Origin of the sequence: Aerosticca soli, from assembly GCF_003967035.1 — a bacterium.
Taxonomy (GTDB): Bacteria; Pseudomonadota; Gammaproteobacteria; order Xanthomonadales; family Rhodanobacteraceae; genus Aerosticca; species Aerosticca soli.
The window spans coordinates 369378-396162 of record NZ_AP018560.1; the positions used below are offsets into that span (position 1 = coordinate 369378).

The window sequence follows — 26785 nt, forward strand, 5'->3', positions numbered from 1 at the left end:
GCCTCAGCCACAGGCCCGCGCCCCGCTGAAAAAGGCGCGCCGGGTGGTGGCGTGGTCCTCGAGCGCGGTCAGCACCGCCTGAAGGACCGCGTCGGTGCCGGCCGTGCCGCCGAGATCGCGCGTGCGCGGGCCGTGCTCGACGACCTGCGCCACCGCCGCCTCCACCGCCTGCGCCTCGCCTTCCAGGCCGAGCGAATGCCGCAGCAGCAACGCGGCGGAGAGGATCGCGCCCAGCGGATTGGCCAGGCCCTGGCCGGCGATGTCCGGCGCCGAGCCGTGGATCGGCTCGTACAGGCCGCAGTTGCCCTCGCCCAGCGAGGCCGAGGGCAGCAGGCCGAGCGAGCCGGCCAGCGCGGCGGCCTCGTCGGTGAGGATGTCGCCGAACAGGTTCTCGGTGACCACCACGTCATAGCGCGCCGGCTGGGTCAGCAGCAGCATCGCCATCGAGTCGACCAGCTGGTGCTCCAGGGTGACGTCCGGATAGTCGGCGGCCACGCGCATCACGGTGGCGCGCCACAGCCGCGAGGTCTCCAGCACGTTGGCCTTGTCCACCGAGGTGACGTGCTTGCGGCGGCCGCGCGCCAGCGCGAAGGCACGACGGGCGACGCGCTCGATTTCGGCCACGGTGTACCGGCACTCGTCGGTGGCGGCGTCGGCGCTGCGCGTCTTGGTGCCGAAGTAGGCGCCGCCGGTCAGTTCGCGTACGAACAGCACGTCGACGTCTTTCAGCTTTTCGTCCTTGAGCGGCGACAGCGCGGCGAGTGCCGGGTGCACGCTGAGCGGGCGCAGGTTGGCATACACGCCCAGGGCCGCACGCAGCGCGAGCAGGCCCTGCTCGGGACGCACCTTGGCCGCGGGGTCGGACCACTTCGGTCCGCCCACCGCGCCGAGCAGCACCGCGTCGGCGGACTGGCAGGCGGCGAGCGTCGTCGCCGGCAGGGGCTCACCGGTGGTGTCGATGGCGATGCCGCCGATCGGGTGTTCCTCGACGGCGAACGCGTGCTCGTAATGCGCGGCGACGGCGTTCAGCACGGCGACCGCGGCCGCGGTGACTTCCGGGCCGATGCCGTCGCCGGGCAGGGTGACGATGCGGGCTTTCATGCGTGCACTCCCAAGGTTTCGGGCCGGCGCTCGTGCGCACGGGCGAAGGCCGCGATCTCGGCCTGGTGCTGCAACAGGTAGCCGAGCTGGTCGACGCCGTTGAGCAGGCAGTGGCGGGCGAAGGGTTCCAGCGCGAAGCCGATGCGGCCGCCGTCGGGCAGCTCCACGTACTGGCCGGCGACGTCGATGGAAAGCTCGATGCCCGGATGCTCGAGCAGCCAGCGGTGCTCGGCCTCGTCCAGCACGATGGCGAGCAGGCCGTTCTTGAGCGCGTTGTTGCGGAAGATGTCGGCGATCTCGCTGCACAGCACCGCCTGGATGCCGTAGTCCAGCAGTGCCCACGGCGCGTGCTCGCGCGAGGAGCCGCAGCCGAAGTTGCGTCCGGCAACGAGGATCGCGCAGCCCCTGGCCTCGGGGCGGTTGAGCGGGAAGTCCGGGTTGTCGCGGCCGTCGGGCAGGTAGCGCCAGTCGTTGAAGCACACCTTGCCCAGGCCCTCGCGCGAGGTGGTGGTGAGGAAGCGCGCCGGGATGATGCGGTCGGTGTCGATGTTCTCGTCCGCGAGCACGGCGGTGCGCGAATGGATGCGGGTGATCGGTTTCATGCGGCGACCTCGGTCAGGAAGGTGCGCGGATCGACCAGCCGGCCGGCCACGGCGGCGGCGGCGGCGGTGGCGGGGCTGGCCAGCACGGTGCGCGCGCACTTGCCCTGGCGGCCTTCGAAGTTGCGGTTGGAAGTGGAGACGACGAGTTGTCCGGGCGCGGCCAGATCGCCGTTCATGCCGATGCACATCGAGCAGCCCGGCACGCGCCATTCGGCACCGGCGGCGAGGAACACCTCGTGCAGCCCTTCCGCCTCGGCGGCGCGGCGCACCGCCTCGGAGCCCGGCACCACCAACATGCGCACGCCGTCGGCCACGCGTCGCCCGGCCAGTATCCGCGCCGCTTCACGCAGGTCCGACAGGCGTGAGTTGGTGCAGCTGCCGAGGAACACCACGTCGACCGGCGTGCCGGCCATCGGCTTGCCCGCCTCCACGCGCATGTAGTCGAGTGCCCGCCGCTCGGGCAGGCCGCGCGCGGCGGGCACCGGCGCGTCGATGGCGACCGCCATGCCCGGGTGGGTGCCGTAGGTGACGGTGGGACGCACCTCGCGCGCGTCGATGCGCACCTCGCGGTCGTAATGCGCGCCCGGGTCGGTTTTCAGCGTGCGCCAGTACGCCACCGCGCGGTCCCAGTCCTCGCCCTGCGGCGCGCGCGGGCGGCCGGCGAGCCAGGCGAAGGTGGTTTCGTCCGGTGCGATCAGTCCCGCGCGCGCACCGGCCTCGATCGACATGTTGCACACGGTCATGCGCTCTTCCATCGACAGCGCCTCGATCGCCGCGCCGCGGTACTCGATGACGTGGCCGGTGCCGCCGTCGACGCCGATGCGGCCGATGATGTGCAGGATGAGATCCTTGGCGCCGACGCCCGCGGGCAGTGCGCCATCGACGTGGATCGCGAGCGTCTTCGGTTTCCTCTGCAGCAGGCACTGGGTGGCCAGCACGTGGCCGACCTCGGTGGTGCCGATGCCGAAAGCCAGCGCACCGAACGCGCCGTGGGTGGAGGTGTGGCTGTCGCCGCAGACGATGGTCATGCCCGGCTGGGTGGCGCCGAGCTCCGGGCCGATCACATGGACGATGCCGCGCTCGCTGCTGTCCCAGCCGTAGAGTTCGATGCCGAAGGCGCGGCAGTTTTCCTCCAGCTGCGCGACCTGCGCCTTCGCCTCGGCGGTGGCGTAGGGCCGCTCGCCGTCGGCGCCGGGCGGCAGCGTGGGTGTGGAGTGGTCCAGCGTGGCGAGGGTGCGGTCCGGGCGCGCCACGGCGAGGCCACGCGCGCGCAGCTCGTCGAACGCCTGCGGCGAAGTCACCTCGTGCACCAGGTGCAGGTCTATGTACAGGATCGCCGGCGTGTCGGCGGTCTCGGGCGCGACCAGGTGGTCGTCCCACAGCTTGTCGAACAGGGTGCGCGGCGCGCTCATGCCGTCACCTTCGCCGCCGGCTGGGTCTGTCCTTCCTGGGCCGCGCGGACGGCTTCGCCCGCCGGGCTGGCGGTGCCGGCTTCCGTCACCACCGTGAGCCAGCCCCAGCGATCGACTGTCTGGCCGGAGAACAGGCCGAAAAAGGCCTCGCGCAGCGCGCGGGTCACGGGGCCGACCTCGCCGTTGCCGACCGGCTTGCGGTCGACCGAACGGATCGGCGTGATCTCCGCCGCGGTGCCGGTGAGGAAGGCCTCGTCGGCGCTGTACAGCGCCTCGCGCGGCAGGTCGCGCTCCTCCACGGCGATGCCGAGTTCGGCGGCCAGCGTGATCACGCTGTCGCGGGTGATGCCGGCGAGCAGGCCGGCGCTGACCGGCGGCGTATACAGGCGCCCCTTCCTGACCAGGAACAGGTTCTCGCCGGCGCCCTCGCTGAGCAGCCCGTTGTAGCCGAGCGCGATGCCCTCGTCGTAGCCGTTGCGCCGCGCCTCCAGCGCGATCAGCTGGCTGGAAAGGTAGTTGCCGCCGGCCTTGGCCCAGCTCGGAAAGGTGTTTGGCGCCGGCCGGTGCCAGGACGACACGCACACGTCCGCGCCGCGCTCGGCCGCCTCGCCCAGATACGCGCCCCAGTTCATCGCCATGATCGCCACCTCGACCGGCGCCCCCGGCTTGGGCAGCACGCCCAGGCCGCCGGCGCCGCGGAACACCACCGGCCGCACGTAGGCCGATGACATGCGATTGGCGCGGATCAGCTCCAGGCAGGCGGCGTTGATGTCCTCCTCGCTGTAGCCGACCTCGATCTCGTATACCCGCGCCGACTCGAACAGACGGCGGGTGTGGTCGGCCAGGCGGAAATAGGCCGGTCCGCGCGGGGTGGCGTAGACCCGCTCGCCCTCGAACACCGAGGAGCCGTAATGCAGCGCATGCGTGCTGACATGCACGGTGGCCTCGGCCCAGGGTTTGATGCGGCCGTTGTGCCAGAGGTAGGGGGTATTCATGCGTGGGTCTCCTGCGCGGGAACGGGATGGGCGGAAAGGTCGTCGGCGCGGACGGCGCCGGCAGTGATCAGGGCCGGGGCGGCCGGGTCGGCCGCTGCCTGGCGTTCGATGCGGTTGACGACGGCGAGCGCGGCCTGCGCGGCGGCTTCGACGATGTCGGTGCTGACCGCCTGGCCGCGCCAGTCGCGGTTGCCATGGCGGGCGCTCAGGCTGACCCGGCCCTGTGCGTCGCCGCCCTCGCCGATCGCGTGCACGGCAAAGTCGGTGAGCGTGAGCGCCTGCCCGGTGACGCGCTCGATCGCGCGCAGCACGGCATCCACCGGGCCGTCGCCGAGCGCGGCCTCGGCGGCGCGGCGGCCATCGTCGTGGGTGAGCTCCAGCGCGGCCGCGGCATGGCCGCCCAGGTGCGTGGTGATGTCCAGCCGGGTCAGGCGCCAGGGGCCGGCGGCCTCGGGGTCCTCGCCCAGGGCCAGCGCCTCCAGATCCTCGTCGGTGACCTCGCGCTTGCGGTCGGCGAGCGTCTTGAAGCGGGCGAAGAGCTCGTCCATGGCGCGCTCTTCCAGCACGTGGCCGAGCGCGGCCAGCCGCTGGCGCAGCGCGTGGCGGCCGGAATGCTTGCCGAGCACCAGCCGGGTCTCGGCCAGGCCGACGTCCTCCGGACGCATGATCTCGTAGGTGCCGCGATGCTTGAGCATGCCGTGCTGGTGGATGCCCGACTCGTGCGCGAAGGCGTTGTCGCCGACGATCGCCTTGTTGCGCGGCACCGGCTGGCCGGTGAGCTGGGCGAGCAGGCGCGAGGTCGGCACCAGCCGGCGGGTGTCGATGCGCGTGTCCGCGCCGTAATAGGCGCCGCGCACCTTGAGCGCCATCACGATCTCCTCCAGCGCGGCGTTGCCGGCGCGCTCGCCGATGCCGTTGATGGTGCATTCCACCTGGCGCGCGCCGGCGCCGATCGCGGCCAGGCTGTTGGCGACCGCCAGGCCCAGGTCGTCGTGGCAATGGCTGGAGAACACCACGCGCTCGGCGCCGACGACGTGTTGGCGCAGCCAGGTGAACAGCGCGGCGATCTCGCCCGGCGTGGTGTAGCCCACGGTGTCGGGCGCATTCAGCGTGGTCGCGCCGGCGGCCACCGCGGCGGAGAAGATCTCGGCGAGAAACTCCGGCTCGGTGCGCAGCGCGTCCTCGGCGGAGAACTCCACCTCGTCGCACAGACCGACCGCCCGTTCGATCGCGGCGACGGCGGCGTCGAGCACCTGCGCCTTGCTCATGCCGAGCTTGTGCTCGCGATGCAGCGGGCTGGTGGAAAGGAACAGGTGGATGCGCGAGCGGCGCGCCTTTTCCAGCGCCCGCGCGGTGGTGTCGACGTCGCCCGGCAGGCAGCGCGAGAGGCCGCACACGGTGGTGTCCACCAGCGTGCGCGCGATCTCGGCGACGGCGGCGAAGTCATCCGGCGAGGCCTGCGGGAAACCGGCCTCGAGCACGTCGACGCCGAGCGACTCCAGCGCCTGCGCCATGCGCAGCTTGGCGCGGCGGTCGAGCGAGAAGCCGGGCGCCTGCTCGCCGTCGCGCAAGGTGGTGTCGAAGATGCGTACGTGCGCCTCGGCAGCCGCAGCGCCGCCGTCCTGGGTCGTGGTGTCGTTCGGGGTCATCGTCGGGTCTCCGCGGTGCGTCGCTTCGAGGGGCAACAAAAAACCCCGCGCCATCTCTGGTGCGGGGTTCTTCGGGAGTCTTCAGGTCTACTTTTAAGCTACCTGGACACGCGCCCTCAGCCCGCACCTCCGCTGGTAATGAGAAGTACGAGTACAAGGGCAAGGAGCAGCGAGCCGCGCAGCCGCACGAGGCCGATGAACGCCGCGTGGCGGCTCATGTTGGCGATGTGGCGGTGGCTGGTGCGTTGCGGCATGGAGTCGACCCTAACGGCATCGGTGGCGGCTGTCAACAGGGGCGTGCAAAACTTTTTTGGCAAGCATCCGCGGTGCTCATGCCGCGGACGTCTGGACGTCCGGACGTCCGCAACGCCAGGCGCGCAGCCAGGCGGCCAGCGCCCCTTCCTCCGCGGCGAGCGGCTGTGCGTGCGCCGGGCGTGCCAGCATCGCCGCGAGCGCGGGCGGCACCGGCACCTGCCGTCCGAGCAGCGGCTCCAGCACGGTCTCGAACTTGGCCGGATGGGCGGTGGCGACCACCGTCCACAGGCGGCCCGGGCGCGCGGGCTCGTGATCGAGCACGGCGAGCGCGGTGGCCGTGTGCGGGCAGAACAGCGCATCGTGCTCGCGCGCGTAATGCCGCAGCGTGGCGCGGATCGCCGCGTCGTCCACGCTTTCGGCGCGCAAGGCGCGGCGCACGGCATCGTCGTCGCCGCCGAAGGTCCAGCGCAGCCGCTCGAAGTTGCTCGGCGCGCCGACGTCCATCGCGTTGGCCAGCGTGGCGAGCGCCTCGCGCGGCCGGTAATCCTCGCCGGCGAAGAATGCCGGCAGGGTGGCGTTGGCGTTGCAGGCCAGGCGGATCTCGCCGACCGGCAGGCCGAGCGCGCGCACCCAGACCGCGGCGAGCGCATTGCCGAGATTGCCGGTCGGCACGATGACATCGAGCGGCGCGCCGTTCGCCCGCCACTGGCCGAGCGCGGCATGCGCGTAGTAGCTCATCTGCGGCAGCAGGCGGCCCAGGCTGATGCTGTTGGCCGAGCTCAGGGGCAGCTCGCGCTGCAATGCGGCGTCGCCGAGCGCGGCCTTGACCATGCGCTGGCAATCGTCGAAACGACCGGCCACGCGCAGCGCCTGCACGTTGCCGCCGAAGCTGCCGAGCTGGTGCGCCTGGCGCGGCGAGACGCGGCCATCGGGATAGAGGATGGCCACGCGCACGCCGGGCATGCCGTGGAAGGCCGCGCCCACCGCGGCGCCGGTATCGCCGGAAGTGGCGACCAGGATGGTGAGCGGCCGCGCATCCGCACGCGGCAGCCGGCGCAGGCAGGCGGCGAGGAAGCGCGCGCCGACGTCCTTGAAGGCGGCGGTCGGGCCGTGGAAGAGCTCCAGCACCTGCGCATCGTCGCGGCCGGGCAGGCGCGCCAGCGGCACCGGGAAATCCAGCGCCTCGGCGCAGATGTCGGCGAGCGCGTCGGCCAGCGGATCGCCGGCGAAGAACGGCGCGAGCAGGGTGGCGGCGGTGTCGGCCAGGCTGCCGGCGGGATCGAACGCGGCCGGGTCCAGGCGCGGCAGGCGCTCGGGCACGTACAGGCCGCCATCCGGCGCGAGGCCGGCGGCGATGGCCTGGCTCAGGCCCACCGCCGGCGCGTGGCCGCGCGTGCTCAGGTAACGCGGCGCACTCATGCGGCAAGCTCCATGCCGTCCACCGCCAGGACGCGCGCGGCGGGGCCGTCGATCGGCGCGACCAGCGCGTCGCTGGCGAGTCCTTCCGCGGCGAACGCCGCCTGCATCGCCGCCGCCGCGGCCTGCGCGTCGGCGCGGTTCTCGTACCAGCCGAACACGCTGGGACCGCCGCCGGAAATGCTGGCGCCGAGCGCGCGATGGCCGAGCGCCGCCTGCTTGACCCGCGCGAAGCCCGGCACCAGCGCGGCGCGACGCGGTTCGACCAGCACGTCCTTGAGCCCCTCGCGGACCAGCGCGGCCTCGCCGCGATAGCAGCCGGCCAGGGTCAGCGCGAGGTTGGCGCTCTGCGCGACGAATTCGCCCAGGCGATAGTCGCCGGCCAGCGCGGCGCGCGCCCTGCGCGTCTCCAGCACGCAATGCGGATGGACCAGCGCGCAGTGCCATTCGCGCGGCACCGGGATGCGCAGCAGGCGCGCTTCGGTGGCGAGCACCAGGCCGCCGAGCAGCATCGGCCCGACGTTGTCGCCGTGCCGGCCGCCGCTGGCGACCTGTTCGCCGTCCATCGCAAAGCCGTACAGCGACTCGGCCGGCAGCGGCCGCGGCAGCAGCGCGTTGGCGGCGAGCAGCGCGGCCACCGCCGAGGCGGCCGAACCGGCCATGCCCGAGCCCATCGCGATGCCCTTGTGCAGGGTGATCTCGAAGCCGAAGGAGAGCCCGAGCGCCTTGCGCAGCGCGATCAGCGCGGCGCCGGCGGTGTTCTTCGCCGGGTCCTCGGGCAGGGCGACGTCGCTGCCGTGGATGGCGGCGATGCGCACCACCGGCGCATCGAGGCGCCGCACCTCGGCGCGGTCGCCGGCGCCTTCCACGCAGTGGCCCAGGATGTCGAAGCCGACCCCGACGTTGCCCACGCAGGCCGGGGCGTAGGCGACGGCATGGCGGGCCGGGGCGGCGGACGGGCGAGGTTCCAGCAAAGGCATGTTCACGGGCGGGGCTCCAGGGCTTCGGCGATGCGCAACAGGTCGGCGAACACGCCGGCGGCGGTGACTTCAGGGCCGGCGCCGGGGCCCTGCACGGTGAGCGGGTTGTCGCAGTAGCGGCGGGTGGTGAACTGCACCACGTTGTCGGTGCCACGGGCATGGGCGAATGTGTGGCTGGCCGGCAGCACGGCGAGTTTCACGCTGGCGCGGCCCTCGCGGTCCAGATGGGCGACGTGGCGCAGCACGCCACCGGCCGCGCGCGCCTGGGCCAGTCGCGCGGCCATCGGCGCATCCAGGGCCTCGAGCTGCTGCATGAACGCCTCCGGCGCGAGCGCGGCCAATGCCTCCGGCACCAGGCTTTCCACCTGCACGTCCTCCAGCGACAGCGGCCAGCCGGCCTCGCGGGCGAGGATCACCAGTTTGCGCGCGACGTCGAGGCCGGAGAGATCGGCGCGCGGATCGGGCTCGGTGTAGCCCAGCGCGTGTGCCTCGCGCAGCAGCGACGAGAATGGCCGCGTGCCGTCGAAATGGTTGAACAGCCACGCCAGCGTGCCCGAGCACATGCCCTCGACGGTGTACAGCTCGTCGCCGGTGTCGATGAGGTCGCGCAGCGTCTGCACCACCGGCAGGCCGGCACAGACGGTGGCCTCGTAGCGCAAGCGGCCGCCGCCCTGCGCACTGGCCCGCGCGATCGCCTGCCAGCGTTCGAGCGGGCCGCTGGCGGCGAGCTTGTTCGGCGTCACCACGTGCACGCCCTCGGCAAGCCAGTCGGCGTAACGCGCGGCGACCGCCTCGCTGGCGCTGCAGTCGATCAGCATGACCGGGCCGCCTTCGGTGCCGCGCAGGTGGGCGAGAAAGGCATCGAGATCGGTCGGCCGCCAGATCTGCGCGCCGCCGTGGCGGCCGTTGAGCTCGGGATCGTCGCAGTCCAGCCACATGCGGCGGCTGGCGGCCACGCCGCGCAGTTCCAGCAGCAGGCCCAGGTGGCGCGCCAGCCGCGGCTGGGCCGCACGCAGCTGGTCGAGCAGGGTGCCGCCGACGCGTCCGGGGCCGATCAGCCCCACGGCGAGCCGGCGAGAGCGGGCGAGAGTGAAATCCGCCGTCGCCGGTCGGGGCCGGGATACGGGCTGGACGGGTGCTGCGACTGCGCTGTGCATGGAGCCTCCGAAGGGAGGCCCGCTTCGCTTGCGGCGGTTCGGCTGTCGGCCGGCCCGCCTCGTCGAGGGCGGGCCGTTTGCGAGTGTCTTGGAACCTTACCGCTCGCGCACCGGAACCCACCCCGACGAAGTCGTGGTGGTAATGGTACCGGTACCGATCATGCCGCCGCGCAGCGACGTGCCGACCGCAAGGGTCGGCAGCAGCATGAACGCGGTGGGCATGGACGAGGGCATGGGCGGACGATAGGCAGACTCATCGCGTCCTGTCAAGCGCTTCGTTCCTTACGATATGCGTTTGGACGTCCGGCCGTCCGGACATCCACATCAGCGTTTTTTCTTGTCCAGCCCGCTTGGTGTCCCGTACGGACACATGGTGTTGGGGTGACCGGGCTTTCAATGGGAAAGGTCGATGGCATAGGTGGCGCTGCCATCGCCATGGTCCTCGAGCTCGCGCACCTCGAGCCCGGCCTGGCGCGCCAGCTGCGCCTTGCCGCCGGCGCTGACGAAAGTGACCGCCGCACGGGTGTCCAGTGGCGCGAAGCGCCACGAGCGGGGCGGCAGACTGGCGGCGGTGATCGGGCTGTGGCGGGCGATCCAGTCGGCCACGACGTCGCGTACGCCGGGGCCGTCGGCCAGCACGGTCTGCCGACCGTCCAGGCCCGGGAAATGGCCGCCGCCATTGGCGCGATAGGCATTGGTGGCGACCACGAAATGCTGCCCGGCGGTCACCGGCCGCCCCTGATAGCGCAGGTCGACGATGCGCCGGCCGGGCGGGCGGCTGGGATCGATGCGGTATTCGAGTCCCTCGCCCTGGATCTGGTCGAAATTGAAGCCGGCGAAGTGCGTGTCGATCAGCGCCTGCGGCTGCGCGGCGTCGGGATCGATGCGTGCGAAGCGTTGCGCGGCGTGTTCGAGCCAGGCCTTGAGGCCCGCGCCGTCGACGCTCACCGCGGCGAGCGCGTTGGGGTAGTAGTAGAGGTCGGCCGTGTGACGCACGGTGATCGTGCCGGCCGGCACGTCGGTGTAGTCGTCCGCGCCGGCAAAGCCGGTGCGGAAGGCGGCCGCGGCCGAAAGCACCGGCCATCCGGCCAGATCCGGGCGCTCTCTGGGCAATTGCCGGCGCACGTAGTCGGCCTGTGCCGCATTGACCACGGCGAGCGCGCTTTGTTCGCCGACGTCGGCGAAATAGCTGGTAAGCGGGAGCGTGCTGGTGCCGAGCGGCGTGTCGACATGGGCCAGCACCGCCTTCTGCACCGCGGCGATCCGCGGCGCGATCGCCGGGTCGGGCGGCACGCAGGTGGCCGGTGTCGGGCAGATCGGCTGCACCTGGCTCGAGGTCGCGCCGCGGTCCAGTACCCAGCGGCCGTGTTGGCGCACCAGCGCGAGCTTGACGAGGCCCAGGTCCTTGCCGAAGAAGCCGCCCATCACCGCCGGCACGCCGCGCACGAAACCGCGCTCGGCATCGACCCCGGGCATGCCGGCATAGCGCGGCCCGGGAAAAGTCGCATGCGCATGACCGAGCAGCAGCACGTCGATGCCGGGGACCGCGGCCAGGTGCCAGCCCGGGTTTTCCATATCGCTTGCATAGGGCGACGCATCCAGGCCGCCATGCAGCAGCGCGACGATGAGATCCGGATGCTGCGCTTCGAGCGCCGGCAGTGCCGCGCGCGCCGCCTCGACCGCGCCGCGCACCGTGACCCGGCCGGCCAGCAGCGGCCGGTCCCACTGCATGATCGGCGGCGGCGTGAAGCCGATGATGCCGACCTTGAGCGGCACCTGGAGCCGGCTGCCGTCGAGCGTGTAGGCCTCGATGGTGCGGGTCAGCACCGTCCACGGCGGATAGAGCGTGTGCCCGTCGCCGACACCGACGACGTTGGCCAGCACCAGCGGAAAATGTGGGCCGGCGCAATGCCGGGGCGGCACGCCCGCACCCGTCATCGGCGTGGCGGTGACCTGGGAGAGAAACGGCAAGCCATAGTTGAAGTCGTGGTTGCCGAGCGTGCCGCCGTCGTAGCCCAGCGCGTCCATGGCCTGGTAGATGGCCAGTTCCTCCGCACAGCCGAGCGGCTTCGCCTTGGCCTGATAATCCGCCAGCAAGGTGCCCTGCACGGTGTCGCCGACGTCGAACAGCAGGCTGTTGGGAAAGGTCGCGCGCGCACGCCCGATCAGCGTGGCGGTGCGCTCGAAGCCGAGCGTGGGGTCGGGGCGCGCACGCAGGTAGTCGTAGGACAGCACATTGGCATGGAGGTCGGTGGTCTCCAGGATTGCCACGTCCGCCCGCGCGCCCTCCGGCAAGGTGCCGGGGCGGAACCGTTGGCCGCCGCAGCCGGCGAGCAGGGCCGCGACCCACACGAGCATGAAGAAAAGGTGGCGGCGCATGCGGCAGGCTCCGGCGGTGTCGATGGCCATCATGCGCGATGCCGGGCGACTCTGCTATGGCGGGGGGCGATGGCGTTGGTGTCAAACCCTCTTGACAGACTTTTAATGTTGAGGTTGTAATCGGGCCGTAACCCATCGGGTTGCACAGGGGATTCATATGGAGCAGCTAAGCGCCTCCGGTGTCGAGCCGGACGGGTCAGCTGTATTCGTAGTTCAAAAAGGGGATAAACCACATGAAAAAGTTTGATCGCGGCGTAGCCCAACGGCTGCGTAGAACCGCCTTAGTGGTAGCCGTGGGTCTTTCGCTTGCCGGCCCGGGTTTGGTGCTGGCCCAGTCGAATGTCACGGGATCGATCTTCGGCACGGTGTCCAACGTGTCGGGCAACAAGGTCACGATCCGCAATCGGGACACGGGTTTCAGCCGGACCGTCAATGTGGATGCGCAAGGCCGGTACAGCTTCGACTCGCTTCCGGTCGGACGCTATGAGGTGATCTTGCAAAATGGCGACACGGTGGTGAGTCGTCGCGACGATGTGAACTTGCAGATCTCCGGAGGGGTGAATGTTTCCTTTGGGTCGGCGATGAACGCGACCAATCTAAGCGCGATTTCGGTGGCTGCCAACGCCTTGCCCGCCATCGATGTCTCGACGGTCGATACGCGGACGGTATTCAGTTCAGAGCAATTGCAGAAGTTGCCGGTTGCGCGAAGCGTTTCCGCGGTGGCTTTGCTCGCTCCAGGCGTCATTCAAGGGTCCAGTTATTCTGCGCCGAGTTTTGGTGGTTCGGCGGCATCTGAAAATGCATATTATATCAATGGATATCCTGTCACCAATCCGTTGACCTCGATAGGCTTTTCGTCGCTACCATTCGACGCCATCGATCAGGAGCAAGTGCTCACGGGTGGCTATGGAGCGGAGTTTGGTCGATCCACAGGCGGCGTCATCAATATCGTCACCAAGCGTGGCACCAATGAATGGAAGGCGGGAGTCTATACCATCTGGGCACCGCAGTCCTTGCGCGCAGATCCCAAGAATATTTACTTTCCTCATACGGGTTTTTACGGCCCGGGCTCGCGTACGCCGACCGATGGGACGCTTTATCTGAGACGCACCGATTCACAATACTGGACATCGACTGTGGGCGCCTACGCCAGTGGCCCGCTGATCAAGGACCGTCTGTTCGTCTATGTCGATGTTGAGCAGAACCGGCAGGATGGCAACAGCATTCGGTATTACACTAACTCTTCCGCAGCACAGCTCAATCAGGCGTGGAGTGACTATCTCTACAAAACACCACGCTGGACGGCAAAAATCGACTGGAATATTAACGATAATAATACGATTGAATTGACGGGTGTTTCAGATAAAACGACATATAATGCTAGTTATTATCCGTATAATTATTCTGCTGACACTCATGCCAACAATAAGACTGGTGGTTTGTATACAAAAGATGGGGGTGACCTTTATATTGGCAAATATACAGGCTACGTTACGGACGACTTGACAATTACCGCGCTGTATGGAACTCAAAAAATAAATCATGTAAGTACGCCGTGGAATTACAATCCGGCCTGTCCATATGTGTCTTCCAATACGCAATCCCAGGTGCCTGGCTTGAATTACACGAGCTGCCAGTCGTATACGGGAACCGTCCTGATTCCCGGAGCGCATGACAAGACTTATGGCGGCCGCTTCGATATCGAATACCACATCGGTGATCACGACATTCGCCTAGGTTACGACAGGCAGACTGCCGAATCTTTGACTGGTTCGAGCTATCCCGGTGGTTACGGATGGATCTACGGTTACCAGGCCAATCCGAACCAGCCGATCGATGCGGGGCATGGTGTCGTGGGAACCCCTGCAGAGGCGGGCGGCTATGGTACGCAAGGCTATTATGTGTATCGCTACTATAGTACCCAGAATGCCTATGTAAAAACCATTCAGGAAGCCCAATATCTCGAGGACCGCTGGCAGCTGACGGACCGTTGGTTGCTTTCTATCGGTTTACGCAACGAGCAGTTCACCAATTACAACGGCGACAACAAGCCCTACGCTCGTCAGCGGCACCAGTTGGCGCCGCGCCTTGGCGTTTCGTGGGACGTGTTCGGTGATTCCACGCTGAAAGTCTTTGCCAACGCGGGCCGCTATCATTTGGCGATGCCAAACAATGTGGCCGTGCGTGCCGCTTCCGGTTCTCTCATCACCAGTCAGTACTTCACATATACGGGTGTTGACCCGGTAACGGGAGCGCCGACCGGATTGAATCCCGTGCGTGTCGATTTGAACAACCAATACGTGTGCCCAAACAGTGGTGGGGCAGTATCCACTAATATCGAATGCGGCACTGCGCCTGATCCGCGAACAGTGGCTGCGAAGGGGCTCAAGTCACACTTCCAGGATGAGTACATTCTGGGTGCGCAATACCAGCTCACTCCCGAATATGTATTCGGGGCAAAAGGGACTGTCCGTAAGTTGCGTAGCGCTATTGATGACACCTGTACGCCCGCTCTTAGTGGCGCGTGCTTCCTGTTCAACCCGGGCAAGGCTAATTCGTTCCTTGAGGAACAGGATGATGGTACCTTCGTGGAGCGACATTATTCGAATGCGGAACTCGGGTTCCCGCATTTGAAGCGTAAATATGTAGCGCTCGACTTGTTCCTGGAGCATCCCTTTGCGGACAAGTGGTATGGCAAGATCGATTACACGTATTCACATAATTACGGGAATACGGAGGGTCAGCTTGCCTCGGATCTCGATACCGGCGCTGGCGGACAGGCCGACGTATCCGTTACCCAGGACTGGGATTTGCCGCAACTCATGGTCGGTGCCAATGGTTCCCTGCCGAATGACCGGCGCCATCAGTTCCGTGCCTTCGGTTATTACCAGATGAGCAAGGAATGGCGTTTTGGCGGCACGGCCATGATCATGTCGGGGCGTCCGTTGAGCTGTACCTCGTTCTGGCCCGATCCGAAGGCGCCGGTGTACAACGGCTCCTACTACCACTATTGCGGGCTCCCGATCCCTGGTTCCACGGGCTATGTATATACCCCGCGCGGGACGAGTGGAAATACGCCCTGGACGCATCGCTACGACTTGAATGTGGCGTACTCACCCAACTGGTTAGACAATAAACTGACTTTCCAGGTGGATGTCTTCAATGTGCTTAACCGGCAGACGCCGCTTTACTACAATATGCGTTATGCGAGCAACCGTTCCACGGTGAATCCTTTGTACCGCCGCGTGCTCAATTACACCGATCCGCGTACGGTAAGATTCACGATGCGTTATGATTTCTGATTTATAGATTTGGATTCATTTTTCCCCGCCGCCGGTGAGAACCGGCGGTTTTTTTATTGCCGCTTGGCGGCGGCCTGGTCGAAGTAGAGGTCATCCCGGCCGTCCTGGTGCAGGCGTTTGAGGCGGATGTGGAAGGTGTAGGTGCTTTGGGCGACCGGGGCATCGTCCACCCGCTGCGTGGCGAGGCCGCGGGCCGGCGTGGCCGGGGAGAGGCTCTCGGCCGTGACGCGGTAGGCGTCGAGCGGTCGGGCCAGCGGGCCGGTCAGTGCCTCGTGCAGCACGCGGCCCTGCGCGCGCGGCATGGACAGGCCGAGCACGGCGGCCACGGTGGGCGCGAGGTCGACGTTGCCGGACGGCAGCGGGTCGCGGAAGCCGGCGCGGAAGTCGGGGCCGGCGGCGAGCAGGGTGTTGTGCACGTCGATCGGGCTGAAGCTGCCGTGCTGGCCGCGCATGTTGGCGAGGCTTGCGTATTCGGTGCCCGGAAAGCCCTGCACGCGGGCCTCGGCGTCCCAGGCGTAGCTGGCGATGATGTCCGGGCCGCGCGTGGCGTGCTCCAGTCGCACGCGTTCGGCCGGCAGCGTGCCGGGCAGCGCGCCGTAGCGGTCGGCCACGAACACCGTGGCGATGTACTCGCGCGACTGCAAAAAGCGCACGGCACGCGCGACCAGCGCGGCATCGTGCTCGGGCTGATAGAGGTATTCGGTGCCGCCGTTGGAGGCGATCACCAGCGCGCCCTTGGGCAGCGGCGAGGGCAGCAGGTGGGCGGGCGAGGTGTATGGGCCGGGTTTGCCGCAGAGGCGGCCGTCATCGTCATAGCGGGTCGGATGGAGCATCGAGCCGTCGGCGCGGATGCCGCTCAGCACCGGCACGTACAGGCAGCCGGTGCCGTCGAAGGCGGTGAAGCCGGCGCGGGTGAGTTCGTCGGCGAGCCGGATGCCGCCGGATACCGAATAGCCCCATTCGGGATCGATGCCGGTGACGCGGCCGTCGTTGACGCCGCGCAGCGGAAACAGCTGTGCGGGCCCGGCCACGTTGCTGTGCCCGTGGTCGGAGACCACGATGAGGTCGGTATCGGCGGTCAGGCCGAGCGCGGCGAGACGGTCTTCCAGCGCGCCGAGCAGGGCGTCCTGCGCCTGCAAGGCACGATGGAACTTGGGCGAGCCCACGCCGTAGTCGTGCTCGGTGCTGTCCGGATTGCGCAGCCAGACGACGCTGAGATCGGGGCGGTAGGTGGGCAGCACGTACTCCAGGAACACCTTCATCAGCCAGGCATTGGCCGCCTCCGGCGCGCTGGCATCGGCGGCGCTGGGGTCGCTGGTGACGCCGTCGCGCAGCAGTGCGCGCGGGCCCTGCGCGGTGGGGTCGCCGTTGTCGGCGGTGAGCCGCAACGCCTGCGGCGGATAGGTGTGGGCGGTGTTGGCCGGCAGCGGATAGCCGGCCTGTTGCAGCGCGCGGGCGAAGGTGAGCGGCAGCGCGGTGTTCTCATCGAGCAACACCCCGGAACGCTCCGGCCGGTCCGCCTCGCCCAGGCGGCGATCCTGCAGGAAGGCCGGGCCGGACTTGCCGATCAGCGCGGTCTTGAGGCCCTTGGCGTGCGCGGCCTCGAGCAGGGTGGGAAGTTCCAGCAGCGCATGGCCGGCGTGCGCATCCAGCACGCGCAGGATGGCGTAGTCCTCGGTGAACACCGGCTGGGTGAAGTCCACCGGCCGGCCCTGCGCATCGAAGCCTTCCGCGCCCGGTGCCCAGATGCGGTTGCCGTAGAAACCGGCCGGCCCCAGAAAAGCGCCGGTCGCGAAGCTGGTGGCGTTGGCCATGGTGAAGGTGGGATAGGTGGCGTGGTTGTCGGCAAAGAAGCTGCCGCGCGCGGCCAGCGCCGCCAGATGCGGGGTGTCCTCCGCGCTGATCGCGTCCGGACGCATGCCGTCCCAGACGAACACGATGACGCGATGCGCGGCGTGGGCCGGCAGCGCGACAACGAGAAAGCAGACGGTCAGGATGGCATGGCGCCAGGCACGCATGGGTTTGCTCCACGGGATAGGGTTTCTAAGGGCTTCCCGGGAAACCGTGGCTGGTCTCACGGGCTGAAGGACAGTCTTGCCGCGCTTGGTTGCGGGCTTGTGTCCGGTTTTATCAGTGCCGCCAGCGCACGCCGCCGATCCAGGTCTCGACCACCGCGAGGGCATCGTCGAGCACCACGAAGTCGGCGCGTTGGCCGGCGACGAGGCGGCCGTGGGTGCGCTCGAGGCCGAGCCACGCGGCGGGGTAGGCGCTGGCCATGCGCGAAGCCTCAGGCAGCGGCAGGTCCAGCCAGGCGATGGCGTTGCGCAGCGCGCCGGCCATGTCCAGCGCCGAGCCGGCGAGCACGCCGTCGGCGTTGCGGCAGGCACCCTCGTGGACGTGGATCATCTGGCCGTCGAGCTCGAAGCTCGTCGCGCCGGTGCCGACCGGCGGCATCGCGTCGGTGACCAGCACGCACTTGCCGCGCGGCCTGGCGGCGAGCGCCACGCGCAGGCTGGCCGGATGCACGTGGTGGCCGTCGACGATCAGCCCGCACCAGGCGTGCGGATCGTCCAGCGCGGCGCCGACCACGCCGGGTTCGCGGCTGCCGAGCTGGGTCATGGCGTTGTAGAGATGGGTGAAGCCGCACGCACCGGCATCGAGCGCGGCGCGCGCGGTGGCGTAATCGGCGGCGCTGTGGCCGATGACCACGCGCACGCCGGCCCGGTGCAGGGCGCCGATGGCGTCGGCGGACACGCGCTCGGGGGCCAGGGTGAGCATCACCACGCCGCGGCGCGGCCGGCACAGCAGGGCGAGCTCGTCGGCGGTGAGCTCGCGCAGATGCGTCGCCGCGTGGATGCCCTTGCGCGCGGGTGCGATGAACGGGCCTTCGAGGTGGATGCCGAGGATGCCGGGCACGCCTTGCGCGATCGCCGCGTCCACCGCATCGAGCGCGGCGCGCGTGCGCTGCGCGTCGTCGCTGATCAGCGTGGGCAGGAGGCCGGTGGTGCCGAAGCGCCGATGCGCCGCGGCGATGGCGCGCAGCGTCTCGACGCCGGGATCGTCGTTGAACAGCCTGCCGCCGCCGCCGTTGACCTGCACGTCGATGAAGCCGGGCGCGAGCAGCCTGCCGTCGAGATCGACGCGCTCGACGAGCGCCACGCGCGGATCCCCGGCCGGCACGATGGCGCGGATGCAGCCGTTTTCGACCAGCACGGCCAGGCCCTCGCGCGGGCCGTGGTCGCCTAGCACGCGGGCGTTGACGAGGGCGGTGGGTGTGGACATCACAGCGTCTCCGTGACCTTGGCCAGGCTGGGCGGATGGTCGGGGTCGTAGCCGCGCGCCAGCGCCAGCGCGGCCACCGCGCGATAGAAACTCTGCACCGCGACCAGCGGCGTGGTGAGTGCCGGCAGGCCGGCGGCGAGCGGCAGGGCGTCGGCGCCGTCGGCACCGGGCGCGGCCAGCAACACGCGCGCGCCGCGCGCGCGGAACGCCTCGGCCAGCGCCAGCGTCGGGGCGCGGGTGCCGTCGTCCTGGACGAAGAACAGCAGCGGAAAATCCGCACCGACCAAGGCCATCGGCCCGTGCCTGACCTCGGCGGCGCTGAAGGCCTCGGCGTGCAGCGCGCAGGTTTCCTTGAACTTGAGCGCCGCCTCCTGTGCCGCGCCCAAGCCAAAGCCGCGGCCGACCACGAACAGGTTGCGCACCGGCGCGAAGGCTTCCACGAGCGGCGACCAATCCACCGTCCAGCCGCGATCGAGGTCTTCCGGCAACCGGCCGAGCGCGGCTTCGAGCGCCGCATCGCCGCTCACCTGCGCGGTCAACTGCAGCACCGCCGCGAGCGTGGCGAGATAGCTCTTGGTCGCCGCCACGCTGCGCTCGGTGCCGGCGCACAGCGGAATGACCGTGTCGGCGCAGCCGGCGAGCGGCGAGTCCTCGACGTTAACCAGGGCCAGCACGTGCGCGCCGGCCTCGCGCGCGGCCTGCGCGCTGCGCACGAGGTCGGGGCTCCTGCCCGATTGCGAGATGGCGATGAACAGCGCCTCGCGCAGCCTGAGCGGCACGTCGTAGATCGAGGCGATCGCCGGCGAGGCCGAGGCGGTGACCAGGCCGAGCCGGGTCTCGAACACGTACTTGGCAAAGGTGGCGGCATGGTCGGAGCTGCCGCGCGCACAGGTGACGATGAAGCGCGGCGGCCGTGCCCGCAGCCGCGCGGCGAGCGCCGCCACCGTGCGCCGGTTGCGCTCGAACTGGCGCGCGACGACCTGCGCCGTTTCCTGCGCTTCGCGATACATCGAGGTGTCATGCAGTGGGGGCATCGGGGGTGGACGGCGGCGGGCCCACGGTCGGGCCGGAAACGCCGATTGTAAGCGCCGCGGCCCTCGCGCCCGTTCGCGCAAGGTCGCATGACCTCTGGCAGGTGGGAGGCGAAGGCGCCGGGCCTACCATCGCAAGTCATCGCGTCCGCAGTGGACGCGCCCCATCGGGAGTCCATGCCACCGTGAAACAGCGCCCGCTCGCCGTCGCCCTCGTTGCCTTAGGTCTTGCCTGCGTCAGCCATGCCGCCCTCGCCGACGTGCCGGCGCCGCGCGACGTGCCGTTCGAGGGCATGCTCAAGATCCATGTCGATGCCACCGATCTTGCCCATCGCGTGTTCCAGGTCACCGAGCGCATACCGGTCAAGCCGGGCGCGCTGACCCTGCTCTATCCGCAATGGCTGCCCGGCCATCATTCGCCGAGCGGTCCGATCGACAAGCTTGCCGGCCTGGTGGTGAAGGCCAACGGCCAGGTGCTGCCGTGGACGCGCGATCCATACGATGTCTACGCCTTCCACGTCGACGTGCCGCAGGGCGCGAGCGAGCTGGAGGTGTCCTTCCAATACCTCTCGCCGCAGGACAAGAGCCAGGGTCGCGTGGTGATGACGCCGGAAATGCTCAACCTGCAATGGAACACGGTGAGCCTGTATCCGGCCGGCTATTTCGCGCGGCGCATCCAGGCCGAGGCCAGCGTCACCTATCCAGCCGGCTGGCAGGCCGGTACCGCGCTCGAAGTCGCCGGCCGCGACGGCGACACCGTGCGCTACCGGCCGATCGACTACGACGATCTCGTCGACTCGCCGGTGTATGCCGGCAGGTACTTCAAGCGCGTGGATTTGGACCCCGGCGCCAAGGTGCCGGTGCACCTGGACATCGTCGCCGACGATCCGAAATATCTCGAGATCAAGCCCGAGCAGCTCAAGGCGCACCAGAACCTGGTGCAGCAGATGTACAAGACCTATGGCGCGCGCCATTACGACCACTACGACTTCCTGCTCTCGCTCAGCGACAAGATGAGCGGCCAGGGCCTGGAACACCACCGTTCCAGCGAGAACGGCGTCGGCGCGGACTACTTCACCGAGTGGGAGAAGAACGCGCTCGGCCGCGACCTCCTCGCCCACGAGTTCAACCATTCCTGGGACGGCAAGTACCGGCGCGGGAAGGACCTTGCCACGCCCACCTTCAACGTGCCGATGGGCGACACCCTGCTCTGGGTGTACGAGGGGCAGACCCAGTTCTGGGGTTACGTGATGGCCGCGCGCGCGGGGCTGTGGAACGCCGAGCAGGCGCGCGACGTGTGGGCCTATGCCGCCGCCACCTACGACAAGGGGCGTCCGGGTCTGGCCAGCTGGCGCAACGTGCAGGACACCACCAATGACCCGATCATCGCCCAGCGCCGCCCGCTGCCGTATCGCAACTATCAGGGCAGCGAGGACTACTACGTCGCCGGCGCGATGATCTGGCTCGACGTCGACGGCAAGCTGCGCGAACTCAGCCGCGGCAAGAAGGGCATCGACGATTTCGCCCGTGCCTTCTTTGGCGTCAACGACGGCGACTGGCAGGTCGACCCCTACACTTTCGAGGACGTGGTCAAGACGCTTTCGGACCTCCAGCCCTACGACTGGGCGATGTTCCTGCGCCAGCGTCTCGACGGCCACGGGCCGTTCACCGGCGGTCTTGCCGCACACGGCTGGAAGCTCGTCTACACCGACCAGCCCTCGGCGGCGGTCAAGGCCATGGAATCGCGGCGCGGGTTCACCGACCTCACCTATTCGCTCGGCCTCGCCGTCGGCAAGGGCGGCGACATCGCCGACGTGCTGTGGGATGGCCCGGCGTTCAAGGCCGGACTCTCGCCCGGCATGAGCATCGTCGCGGTCAACGGCAAGGAATATTCCGGTGACGTCATCAAGGACGCCGTCACCGCCGCGGCCAAGGACGGACAGGCGCCGATCGAGCTGCTGGTCAAGAATTTCGACCAGTACCGCACGCTCAAGATCGACTACCACCAGGGCCTCAAGTACCCCCACCTGGTGCGCGGCGAGGGCGCCGACGGCTTGAGCGACTTGCTCAAGGCGCGTTGAGCACCCGACCGGGCCGTCCGCATCGTGCGGCGGTCCGGTCCATGCGCATTCCATCGCAGGCGGCTGCAGCGCGCCGCGCCCGCCGTCGATTCGCTATACTGCGCACCCCGCGCTTGCCGCGGCCTTAAAGCTTCACGACAACGCGCCCGTAGCTCAGCCGGATAGAGTAGTGGCTTCCGAAGCCATTGGTCGGGGGTTCGAATCCCTCCGGGCGCGCCAAACTCCCTGTGGCAAATCGCTGCCCTGGCTGTGGCAAGTTCCTCTTGGCGCCCCGGGCGCATCGAGCAAAGGCCCGCCATGCCCAAGCCCATCCTCCAGATCCGGGTCGAGCTCCAGGAGATCGAGCCGCTGATCTGGCGCCGCATCCAAGTGCCGGGCGACTACACCTTCTGGGATTTGCATGTCGCCATCCAGAGCGCCTTTGCCTGGAGGGACACCCACCTGCACGAGTTCCGTCCGTGGGGTCGGCGCGGCGGCACGACCCGCTTCGGCATGCCGCTGGACGACTTCGACGGGAACCCGCCCTTGCCTGGCTGGGAGCACCGCGTCGCCGACGTCCTGACCCGCGCCAACCCGCGGCTCGAATACGAATACGACTTCGGCGACGGCTGGAAGCACACCGTCGTGCTCGAGGAGATCCTCGTGGCGGCGCCAGGCAAGAAGTACCCGCGCTGCACGGCCGGCGCGCGCTCGGCGCCGCCCGACGATTGCGGCGGCCCCGGCGGTTACGAATGCCTGCTCGAAACCCTGGCCAACCCGAAAGACCCGGAGCACGCGTCGTCCCACGTCTGGGCCAGCAGCCAGAAGGGCAGGCGCGGCGAGTTCAACCCCGAGGCCTTCGACGAGCAGCAGGTGAAGTTCGCCAACCCGGCGCCGCGGCTCAAGCAGCTGCTGGCGTATCTCGCGTCCCGGCGCTGATGGGGCCTGAACGGCGCGGCGGGCGGCGCCAGTCGGCTGGTCTGGACGGTATCCAGGGCTCGCGGCGCGCACGCGTTTGCCGAGGAGTCTGTGGGGGTCATACAGTGGCAGCCTGCACGCGCGCTTCGTACGCAGCATCGACAGGCGGCAGATGAACAATCGCTTTTATGCACAACCGATACTCAATTCGCCTTATGCGTATCCGCACAGGCATTGGGAACTCGACGCCGACGGCCAGCCCACGCAGCGCATCGTCGACAGCCGCCGCCGTGCCGAGTTCGTCACGCCCATCCCCAAGCCGCGCAAGCACAAGGGCGCGGCCAAGCAGGACGAACTGCTGTTCGACGAGCTCTCCTCGCGCGAGCAGCAGTACCACGCCTCCATCATCAACGGCGTGCGCGCCGAGGTAGATCGCTGGCGGCAGATTCCGAACCCCGCCGACTGGCGCGTCACGCCGGAGACCGCGCGCCTGTTGCAGCACTGGCGGCACCATCCGTTTGCCGGCGTGCGGCCGTTCTTCTGCCAGGTGGAGGCGGTCGAGACCGCCATCTGGCTGACCGAGGTCGCGCCGCAGCTCGGCAAGGCCGGCGAGCGCTTTCTGGCGCATCTCGACGCTGCCAATGCCGAGGCCAACCCGGGTCTGGCGCGCCTCGCGCTCAAGCTCGCCACAGGCGCTGGCAAGACCACCGTGATGGCCATGCTGATCGCCTGGCAGACCGTCAACGCCGTGCGCCGGCCGAACAGCAAAAAATTCACCCGCGGTTTTCTGATCGTCGCACCGGGCCTGACCATCAAGGACCGCCTGCGGGTGCTGCAGCCCAACGATCCGGACAGCTACTACGCCAGCCGCGAGCTGGTGCCGGCCGACCTGCTGGTCGACATTGCGCGCGCCAAGATCGTCATCACCAACTACCACGCCTTCAAGCGCCGCGAGCGGCTGGAGCTGTCGAAAGGCGGCCGGCGCCTGCTCGAAGGCCGCGGCGGCGCGCCGCTGGACACACTCGAAACCGAAGGCCAGATGCTCCAGCGGGTCATGCCCGAGCTGATGGGCCTGAAAAACGTCCTCGCCATCAACGACGAGGCGCACCACTGCTACCGCGAAAAGCCGGGCGGTGAGGACGACGCGCTCAAGGGCGAGGAGAAAACCGAGGCCGAGCACAACAACGAGGCCGCGCGGCTGTGGATTTCCGGCCTCGAAGCCGTGAGCCGCACGCTGGGCTTGAGCCGCGTGCTGGACCTGTCCGCCACACCGTTCTTCCTGCGCGGCTCGGGCTACGCCGAAGGCACGCTGTTCCCCTGGACGATGAGCGATTTTTCGCTGATGGACGCCATCGAGTGCGGCATCGTCAAGCTGCCGCGCGTGCCGGTGGCCGAGAACATCCCCGGCAACGAGATGCCGATGTTCCGCAACCTGTGGGCGCACATTGGTAAGAAGATGCCCAAAAAGGGCCGCGGCAAGTCCGGCGCGCTCGACCCGCTCAGCATCCCGCTGGAGCTGCAAACCGCGCTGCAGGCGCTGTACGGCCACTATGAAAAGACCTTCGCCCAATGGCAGCAGGCCGGCATCCGCGTGCCGCCGTGCTTCATCGTGGTGTGCAACAACACTGCGGCGTCCAAGCTGGTCTACGACTACATCAGCGGGTTCCAGCGCCAGCACGACGACGGCTCCACCACGCTCGAAAACGGCCGCCTGGCGCTGTTTCGCAACTTCGACGAGCACGGCAACCCGCTCGCGCGCCCCAACACGCTGCTGATCGATTCCGAGCAGCTCGAATCGGGCGAAGCGCTCGACTCGAAATTCCGCGAGATGGCCGGCCCGGAAATCGAACAGTTCCGCCGTGAGATCGTCGAGCGCAGCGGCAACCGCGAAGACGCCGACAACCTCACCGATCAGGCGCTGCTGCGCGAGGTCATGAACACCGTCGGCAAGGCTGGGCGCCTGGGCGAATCCATCCGCTGCGTGGTGTCGGTATCCATGCTCACCGAGGGCTGGGACGCCAACACCGTCACCCATGTGCTCGGCGTGCGCGCGTTCGGCACCCAGCTGCTGTGCGAGCAGGTCATCGGCCGCGCGCTGCGCCGCCAGTCCTACGAGCTCAACGCCGACGGCCTGTTCGACGTCGAATACGCCGACGTGCTCGGCATTCCGTTCGACTTCACCGCCGAGCCGGTCGTCGCCAAGCCGCAGACGCCGCGCGAGACGGTGCAGGTCAAGGCGCTGCGCGAGCGCGAGCACCTCGAAATCCGCTTCCCGCACGTGGCCGGCTATCGCGTGGAGCTGCCCGAGGAGCGCCTCACGGCCGAGTTCACCGACGATTCGGTCTACGTGCTCACGCCGCAGGAAGTCGGTCCCTCCATCACCCGCAACGCCGGCATCATCGGCGAGGCGGTGGACCTCAGCCTCGAACACCTGGGCGAGCTGCGCCCCTCGACGCTGCTGTTTCACCTCACCCAGCGCCTGCTCTACAACCACTGGCGCGACCCCGGCGGCGAGCCGAAGCTGCACCTGTTCGGGCAATTGAAGCGCATCACCCGCCAGTGGCTGGACGGTTACCTCATCTGCAAGGGCGACACCTACCCGGGCCTGCTGATGTATCAGGCGCTGGCGGACATCGCCTGCCAGCGCATCACCGCCGCCATCACCCGCGCCGAACTCGGCCGCCGGCCGATTCGCGCCGTGCTCGACCCCTACAACCCCACCGGCAGCACCGCGCACGTCAACTTCACCACCAGCAAGACGGACCGCTGGGACACCGCCGGCCCGCCGCCCAAATGCCACCTCAACTGGGTGATTCTGGACAGCGACTGGGAGGCCGAATTCTGCCGCGTGGCCGAGGCGCATCCGCGCGTCATCGCCTACGTCAAGAACCACAGCCTCGGGCTGGAGGTGCCCTACCGGTATGGTTCGGAAACGCGCCACTACCGGCCGGATTTCATCGTCCTGGTCGACGACGGCCGCAGCCCCGACGACCCGCTGCACCTCGTGGTCGAGATCAAGGGCTACCGCGGCGAGGACGCCAAGGAAAAGAAATCGACCATGGAGACCTACTGGGTGCCTGGCGTGAACCAGCTCGGCACGCACGGTCGCTGGGCGTTTGCCGAGTTTGCGGACGTGTGGCAGATCCAGGCCGACTTTGCCGGCAAGGTCGGGGCCGCGTTCAACCACATGATCGAACAGATCGCCGGAGCCTGACGCTATGGGCGCCTGCGGCGGTAGCTATCATTGCTATCATCAACGAGCCGTTCGCAACCGGAGACCGCCATGGCCAATCTGATCGTGCGCAATGTCGACGATGCCATCGCCAACGCGCTGAAACAGCGCGCGAGCCGCCACGGCATCAGCGCCGAGGCCGAGCACCGCCGCATTCTGGAACAGGTGCTGCTGCGACCGCGCCGCAAATCCTTCCTCGAAGTGTTGCGCCAGATGCCGGACGTCGGCCGCGACGAGGACTTCGCACGGCAGGATGGGCAGCCCGCAGCGAAGGTCTTCGACTGATGTATCTGCTCGACACCAACGTCGTCAGCGAGCTGCGCAAGGGTGCGCGCGCCAACGCTGGTGTCATCGGCTTCGTCGAGCGCGTCGCGAGCGAAGACGCCCCGACCTACATCAGTGTCATCACGCTGGGCGAGCTGCGCCGCGGCGTCGAGCTGATTCGCCACCGCGGCGACCTGCCGCAGGCCGAAGCGCTGGAAAGCTGGCTGCAAGTGCTGCTGGACGACTACGCCGATCAGATCCTGGAGTTCGGTGCCGAGGAGGCCCAGGTGTGGGGCCGGCTGCGCGTGCCCCAGCCCGAGAACGCGCTCGACAAGCAGATCGCCGCCACTGCGCTCACCTGCGGGCTGACGCTGGTGACGCGCAATTTGCGCGACTTCGCCGCCACCGGCGCGCCCTTGCTCAACCCCTTCGAGGAGACACCCGCATGAACATCACCCTGCCGCTGCAAGAGATGCCATCGCCGGATTGGCATGCGCAGGAACTCGTCGCGCGCGAGGCAGCCATCGCCCGTGGCGAGGACACCTTCGAGGACTGGGAAACCGCGCGACGACAAATCGAACAGAGCATCCGGTGAAGGCCATCCGCATTCTCGCCGCCGCGCGCGGCGATCTGCTGGCCGGACACAGCCGTCATCCAGGCCGCATCCAAAAGCGCCTGAGCCCTCGCTGACCCACGACAAGGAAGCTGCCGCGTGGCCCAACAGAAATCCGACAAGACCATCGCCGCCTT

General features: G+C 68.6%; 21 protein-coding genes and 1 tRNA gene. 8 read left to right on the plus strand and 14 right to left on the minus strand.

What is annotated here, in order from left to right; genetic code table 11:
* Window positions 1-3 precede the first annotated feature (3 nt).
* The 11 genes from leuB to ALSL_RS01640 form a co-directional block, all read right to left on the minus strand.
* Window positions 4-1101 (minus strand): 3-isopropylmalate dehydrogenase, encoded by a 1098-nt coding sequence (leuB, locus tag ALSL_RS01600; RefSeq protein ID WP_126536026.1) that lies wholly within the window; start codon window positions 1099-1101, stop codon window positions 4-6.
* Complete coding sequence (leuD, locus tag ALSL_RS01605) at window positions 1098-1703, minus strand: 3-isopropylmalate dehydratase small subunit (protein ID WP_126536028.1); 606 nt, start codon at window positions 1701-1703, stop codon at window positions 1098-1100. The genes leuB and leuD overlap by 4 nt, the downstream gene beginning before the upstream one ends.
* Window positions 1700-3115, minus strand: coding sequence for a 3-isopropylmalate dehydratase large subunit (gene leuC, locus ALSL_RS01610; protein WP_126536030.1), 1416 nt, complete (start codon window positions 3113-3115; stop codon window positions 1700-1702). Before leuC ends, leuD begins: the two co-directional genes overlap by 4 nt.
* Complete coding sequence (locus tag ALSL_RS01615; protein ID WP_126536032.1) at window positions 3112-4110, minus strand: branched-chain amino acid transaminase; 999 nt, start codon at window positions 4108-4110, stop codon at window positions 3112-3114. Before ALSL_RS01615 ends, leuC begins: the two co-directional genes overlap by 4 nt.
* Entirely contained in the window at window positions 4107-5759 is a 1653-nt protein-coding gene (locus ALSL_RS01620) for a 2-isopropylmalate synthase (protein WP_126536034.1), read from the minus strand. Before ALSL_RS01620 ends, ALSL_RS01615 begins: the two co-directional genes overlap by 4 nt.
* Before the next feature lie 116 nt (window positions 5760-5875).
* Window positions 5876-6013 carry a hypothetical protein gene (locus ALSL_RS13550; protein WP_161970914.1) on the minus strand — a complete coding sequence of 46 codons (138 nt, stop codon included), beginning with the start codon at window positions 6011-6013 and terminating at the stop codon, window positions 5876-5878.
* 76 nt (window positions 6014-6089) lie between these two features.
* Entirely contained in the window at window positions 6090-7433 is a 1344-nt protein-coding gene (gene thrC, locus ALSL_RS01625) for a threonine synthase (RefSeq protein ID WP_126536036.1), read from the minus strand.
* Window positions 7430-8410 (minus strand): homoserine kinase, encoded by a 981-nt coding sequence (locus ALSL_RS01630; RefSeq protein ID WP_174928855.1) that lies wholly within the window; start codon window positions 8408-8410, stop codon window positions 7430-7432. Before ALSL_RS01630 ends, thrC begins: the two co-directional genes overlap by 4 nt.
* A gap of 2 nt (window positions 8411-8412) precedes the next feature.
* Complete coding sequence (locus ALSL_RS01635) at window positions 8413-9567, minus strand: homoserine dehydrogenase family protein (protein WP_126536040.1); 1155 nt, start codon at window positions 9565-9567, stop codon at window positions 8413-8415.
* A gap of 96 nt (window positions 9568-9663) precedes the next feature.
* The gene (locus ALSL_RS13800) at window positions 9664-9789 is read right to left on the minus strand and encodes a hypothetical protein (RefSeq protein ID WP_269433080.1); all 126 of its coding nucleotides are present in this window, start codon (window positions 9787-9789) and stop codon (window positions 9664-9666) included.
* A gap of 171 nt (window positions 9790-9960) precedes the next feature.
* A complete protein-coding gene (locus tag ALSL_RS01640) occupies window positions 9961-11946 on the minus strand; it encodes a bifunctional 2',3'-cyclic-nucleotide 2'-phosphodiesterase/3'-nucleotidase (protein ID WP_126536042.1) in 1986 nt (661 codons plus the stop codon).
* 233 nt (window positions 11947-12179) lie between these two features.
* Between ALSL_RS01640 and ALSL_RS01645 the strand changes: the two genes are divergently transcribed.
* On the plus strand, window positions 12180-15248 hold the full coding sequence (locus ALSL_RS01645) for a TonB-dependent receptor (RefSeq protein WP_126536044.1): 3069 nt from the start codon (window positions 12180-12182) through the stop codon (window positions 15246-15248).
* 53 nt (window positions 15249-15301) lie between these two features.
* Here ALSL_RS01645 and ALSL_RS01650 read toward each other — a convergent pair whose 3' ends face one another.
* From ALSL_RS01650 to ALSL_RS01660, 3 genes are all read right to left on the minus strand, one after another.
* Window positions 15302-17266 carry an alkaline phosphatase family protein gene (locus ALSL_RS01650; RefSeq protein WP_161970915.1) on the minus strand — a complete coding sequence of 655 codons (1965 nt, stop codon included), beginning with the start codon at window positions 17264-17266 and terminating at the stop codon, window positions 15302-15304.
* A gap of 112 nt (window positions 17267-17378) precedes the next feature.
* Complete coding sequence (nagA, locus tag ALSL_RS01655) at window positions 17379-18530, minus strand: N-acetylglucosamine-6-phosphate deacetylase (protein ID WP_126536048.1); 1152 nt, start codon at window positions 18528-18530, stop codon at window positions 17379-17381.
* On the minus strand, window positions 18530-19564 hold the full coding sequence (locus ALSL_RS01660) for an SIS domain-containing protein (protein WP_231700264.1): 1035 nt from the start codon (window positions 19562-19564) through the stop codon (window positions 18530-18532). The genes nagA and ALSL_RS01660 overlap by 1 nt, the downstream gene beginning before the upstream one ends.
* A 182-nt stretch (window positions 19565-19746) precedes the next feature.
* Here ALSL_RS01660 and ALSL_RS01665 point away from each other — a divergent pair, with 182 nt between their 5' ends.
* From ALSL_RS01665 to ALSL_RS01695, 7 genes are all read left to right on the plus strand, one after another.
* On the plus strand, window positions 19747-21642 hold the full coding sequence (locus ALSL_RS01665) for a M61 family metallopeptidase (protein WP_231700265.1): 1896 nt from the start codon (window positions 19747-19749) through the stop codon (window positions 21640-21642).
* A 142-nt stretch (window positions 21643-21784) separates the two neighbouring features.
* Window positions 21785-21861 (plus strand) — tRNA-Arg (locus tag ALSL_RS01670).
* 78 nt (window positions 21862-21939) lie between these two features.
* Window positions 21940-22560 carry a plasmid pRiA4b ORF-3 family protein gene (locus ALSL_RS01675; protein WP_126536050.1) on the plus strand — a complete coding sequence of 207 codons (621 nt, stop codon included), beginning with the start codon at window positions 21940-21942 and terminating at the stop codon, window positions 22558-22560.
* Window positions 22561-22711: 151 nt separating this feature from the next.
* Window positions 22712-25753, plus strand: a complete 3042-nt coding sequence (locus ALSL_RS01680) for a BPTD_3080 family restriction endonuclease (protein ID WP_126536052.1) — start codon at window positions 22712-22714, stop codon at window positions 25751-25753.
* Between the two features lie 69 nt (window positions 25754-25822).
* On the plus strand, window positions 25823-26056 hold the full coding sequence (locus tag ALSL_RS01685; RefSeq protein ID WP_126536054.1) for a FitA-like ribbon-helix-helix domain-containing protein: 234 nt from the start codon (window positions 25823-25825) through the stop codon (window positions 26054-26056).
* On the plus strand, window positions 26056-26484 hold the full coding sequence (locus ALSL_RS01690; RefSeq protein ID WP_126536056.1) for a type II toxin-antitoxin system VapC family toxin: 429 nt from the start codon (window positions 26056-26058) through the stop codon (window positions 26482-26484). Before ALSL_RS01685 ends, ALSL_RS01690 begins: the two co-directional genes overlap by 1 nt.
* Window positions 26481-26630, plus strand: coding sequence for an addiction module protein (locus ALSL_RS01695; protein WP_126536058.1), 150 nt, complete (start codon window positions 26481-26483; stop codon window positions 26628-26630). Before ALSL_RS01690 ends, ALSL_RS01695 begins: the two co-directional genes overlap by 4 nt.
* The last annotated feature ends 155 nt before the right edge of the window (window positions 26631-26785 follow it).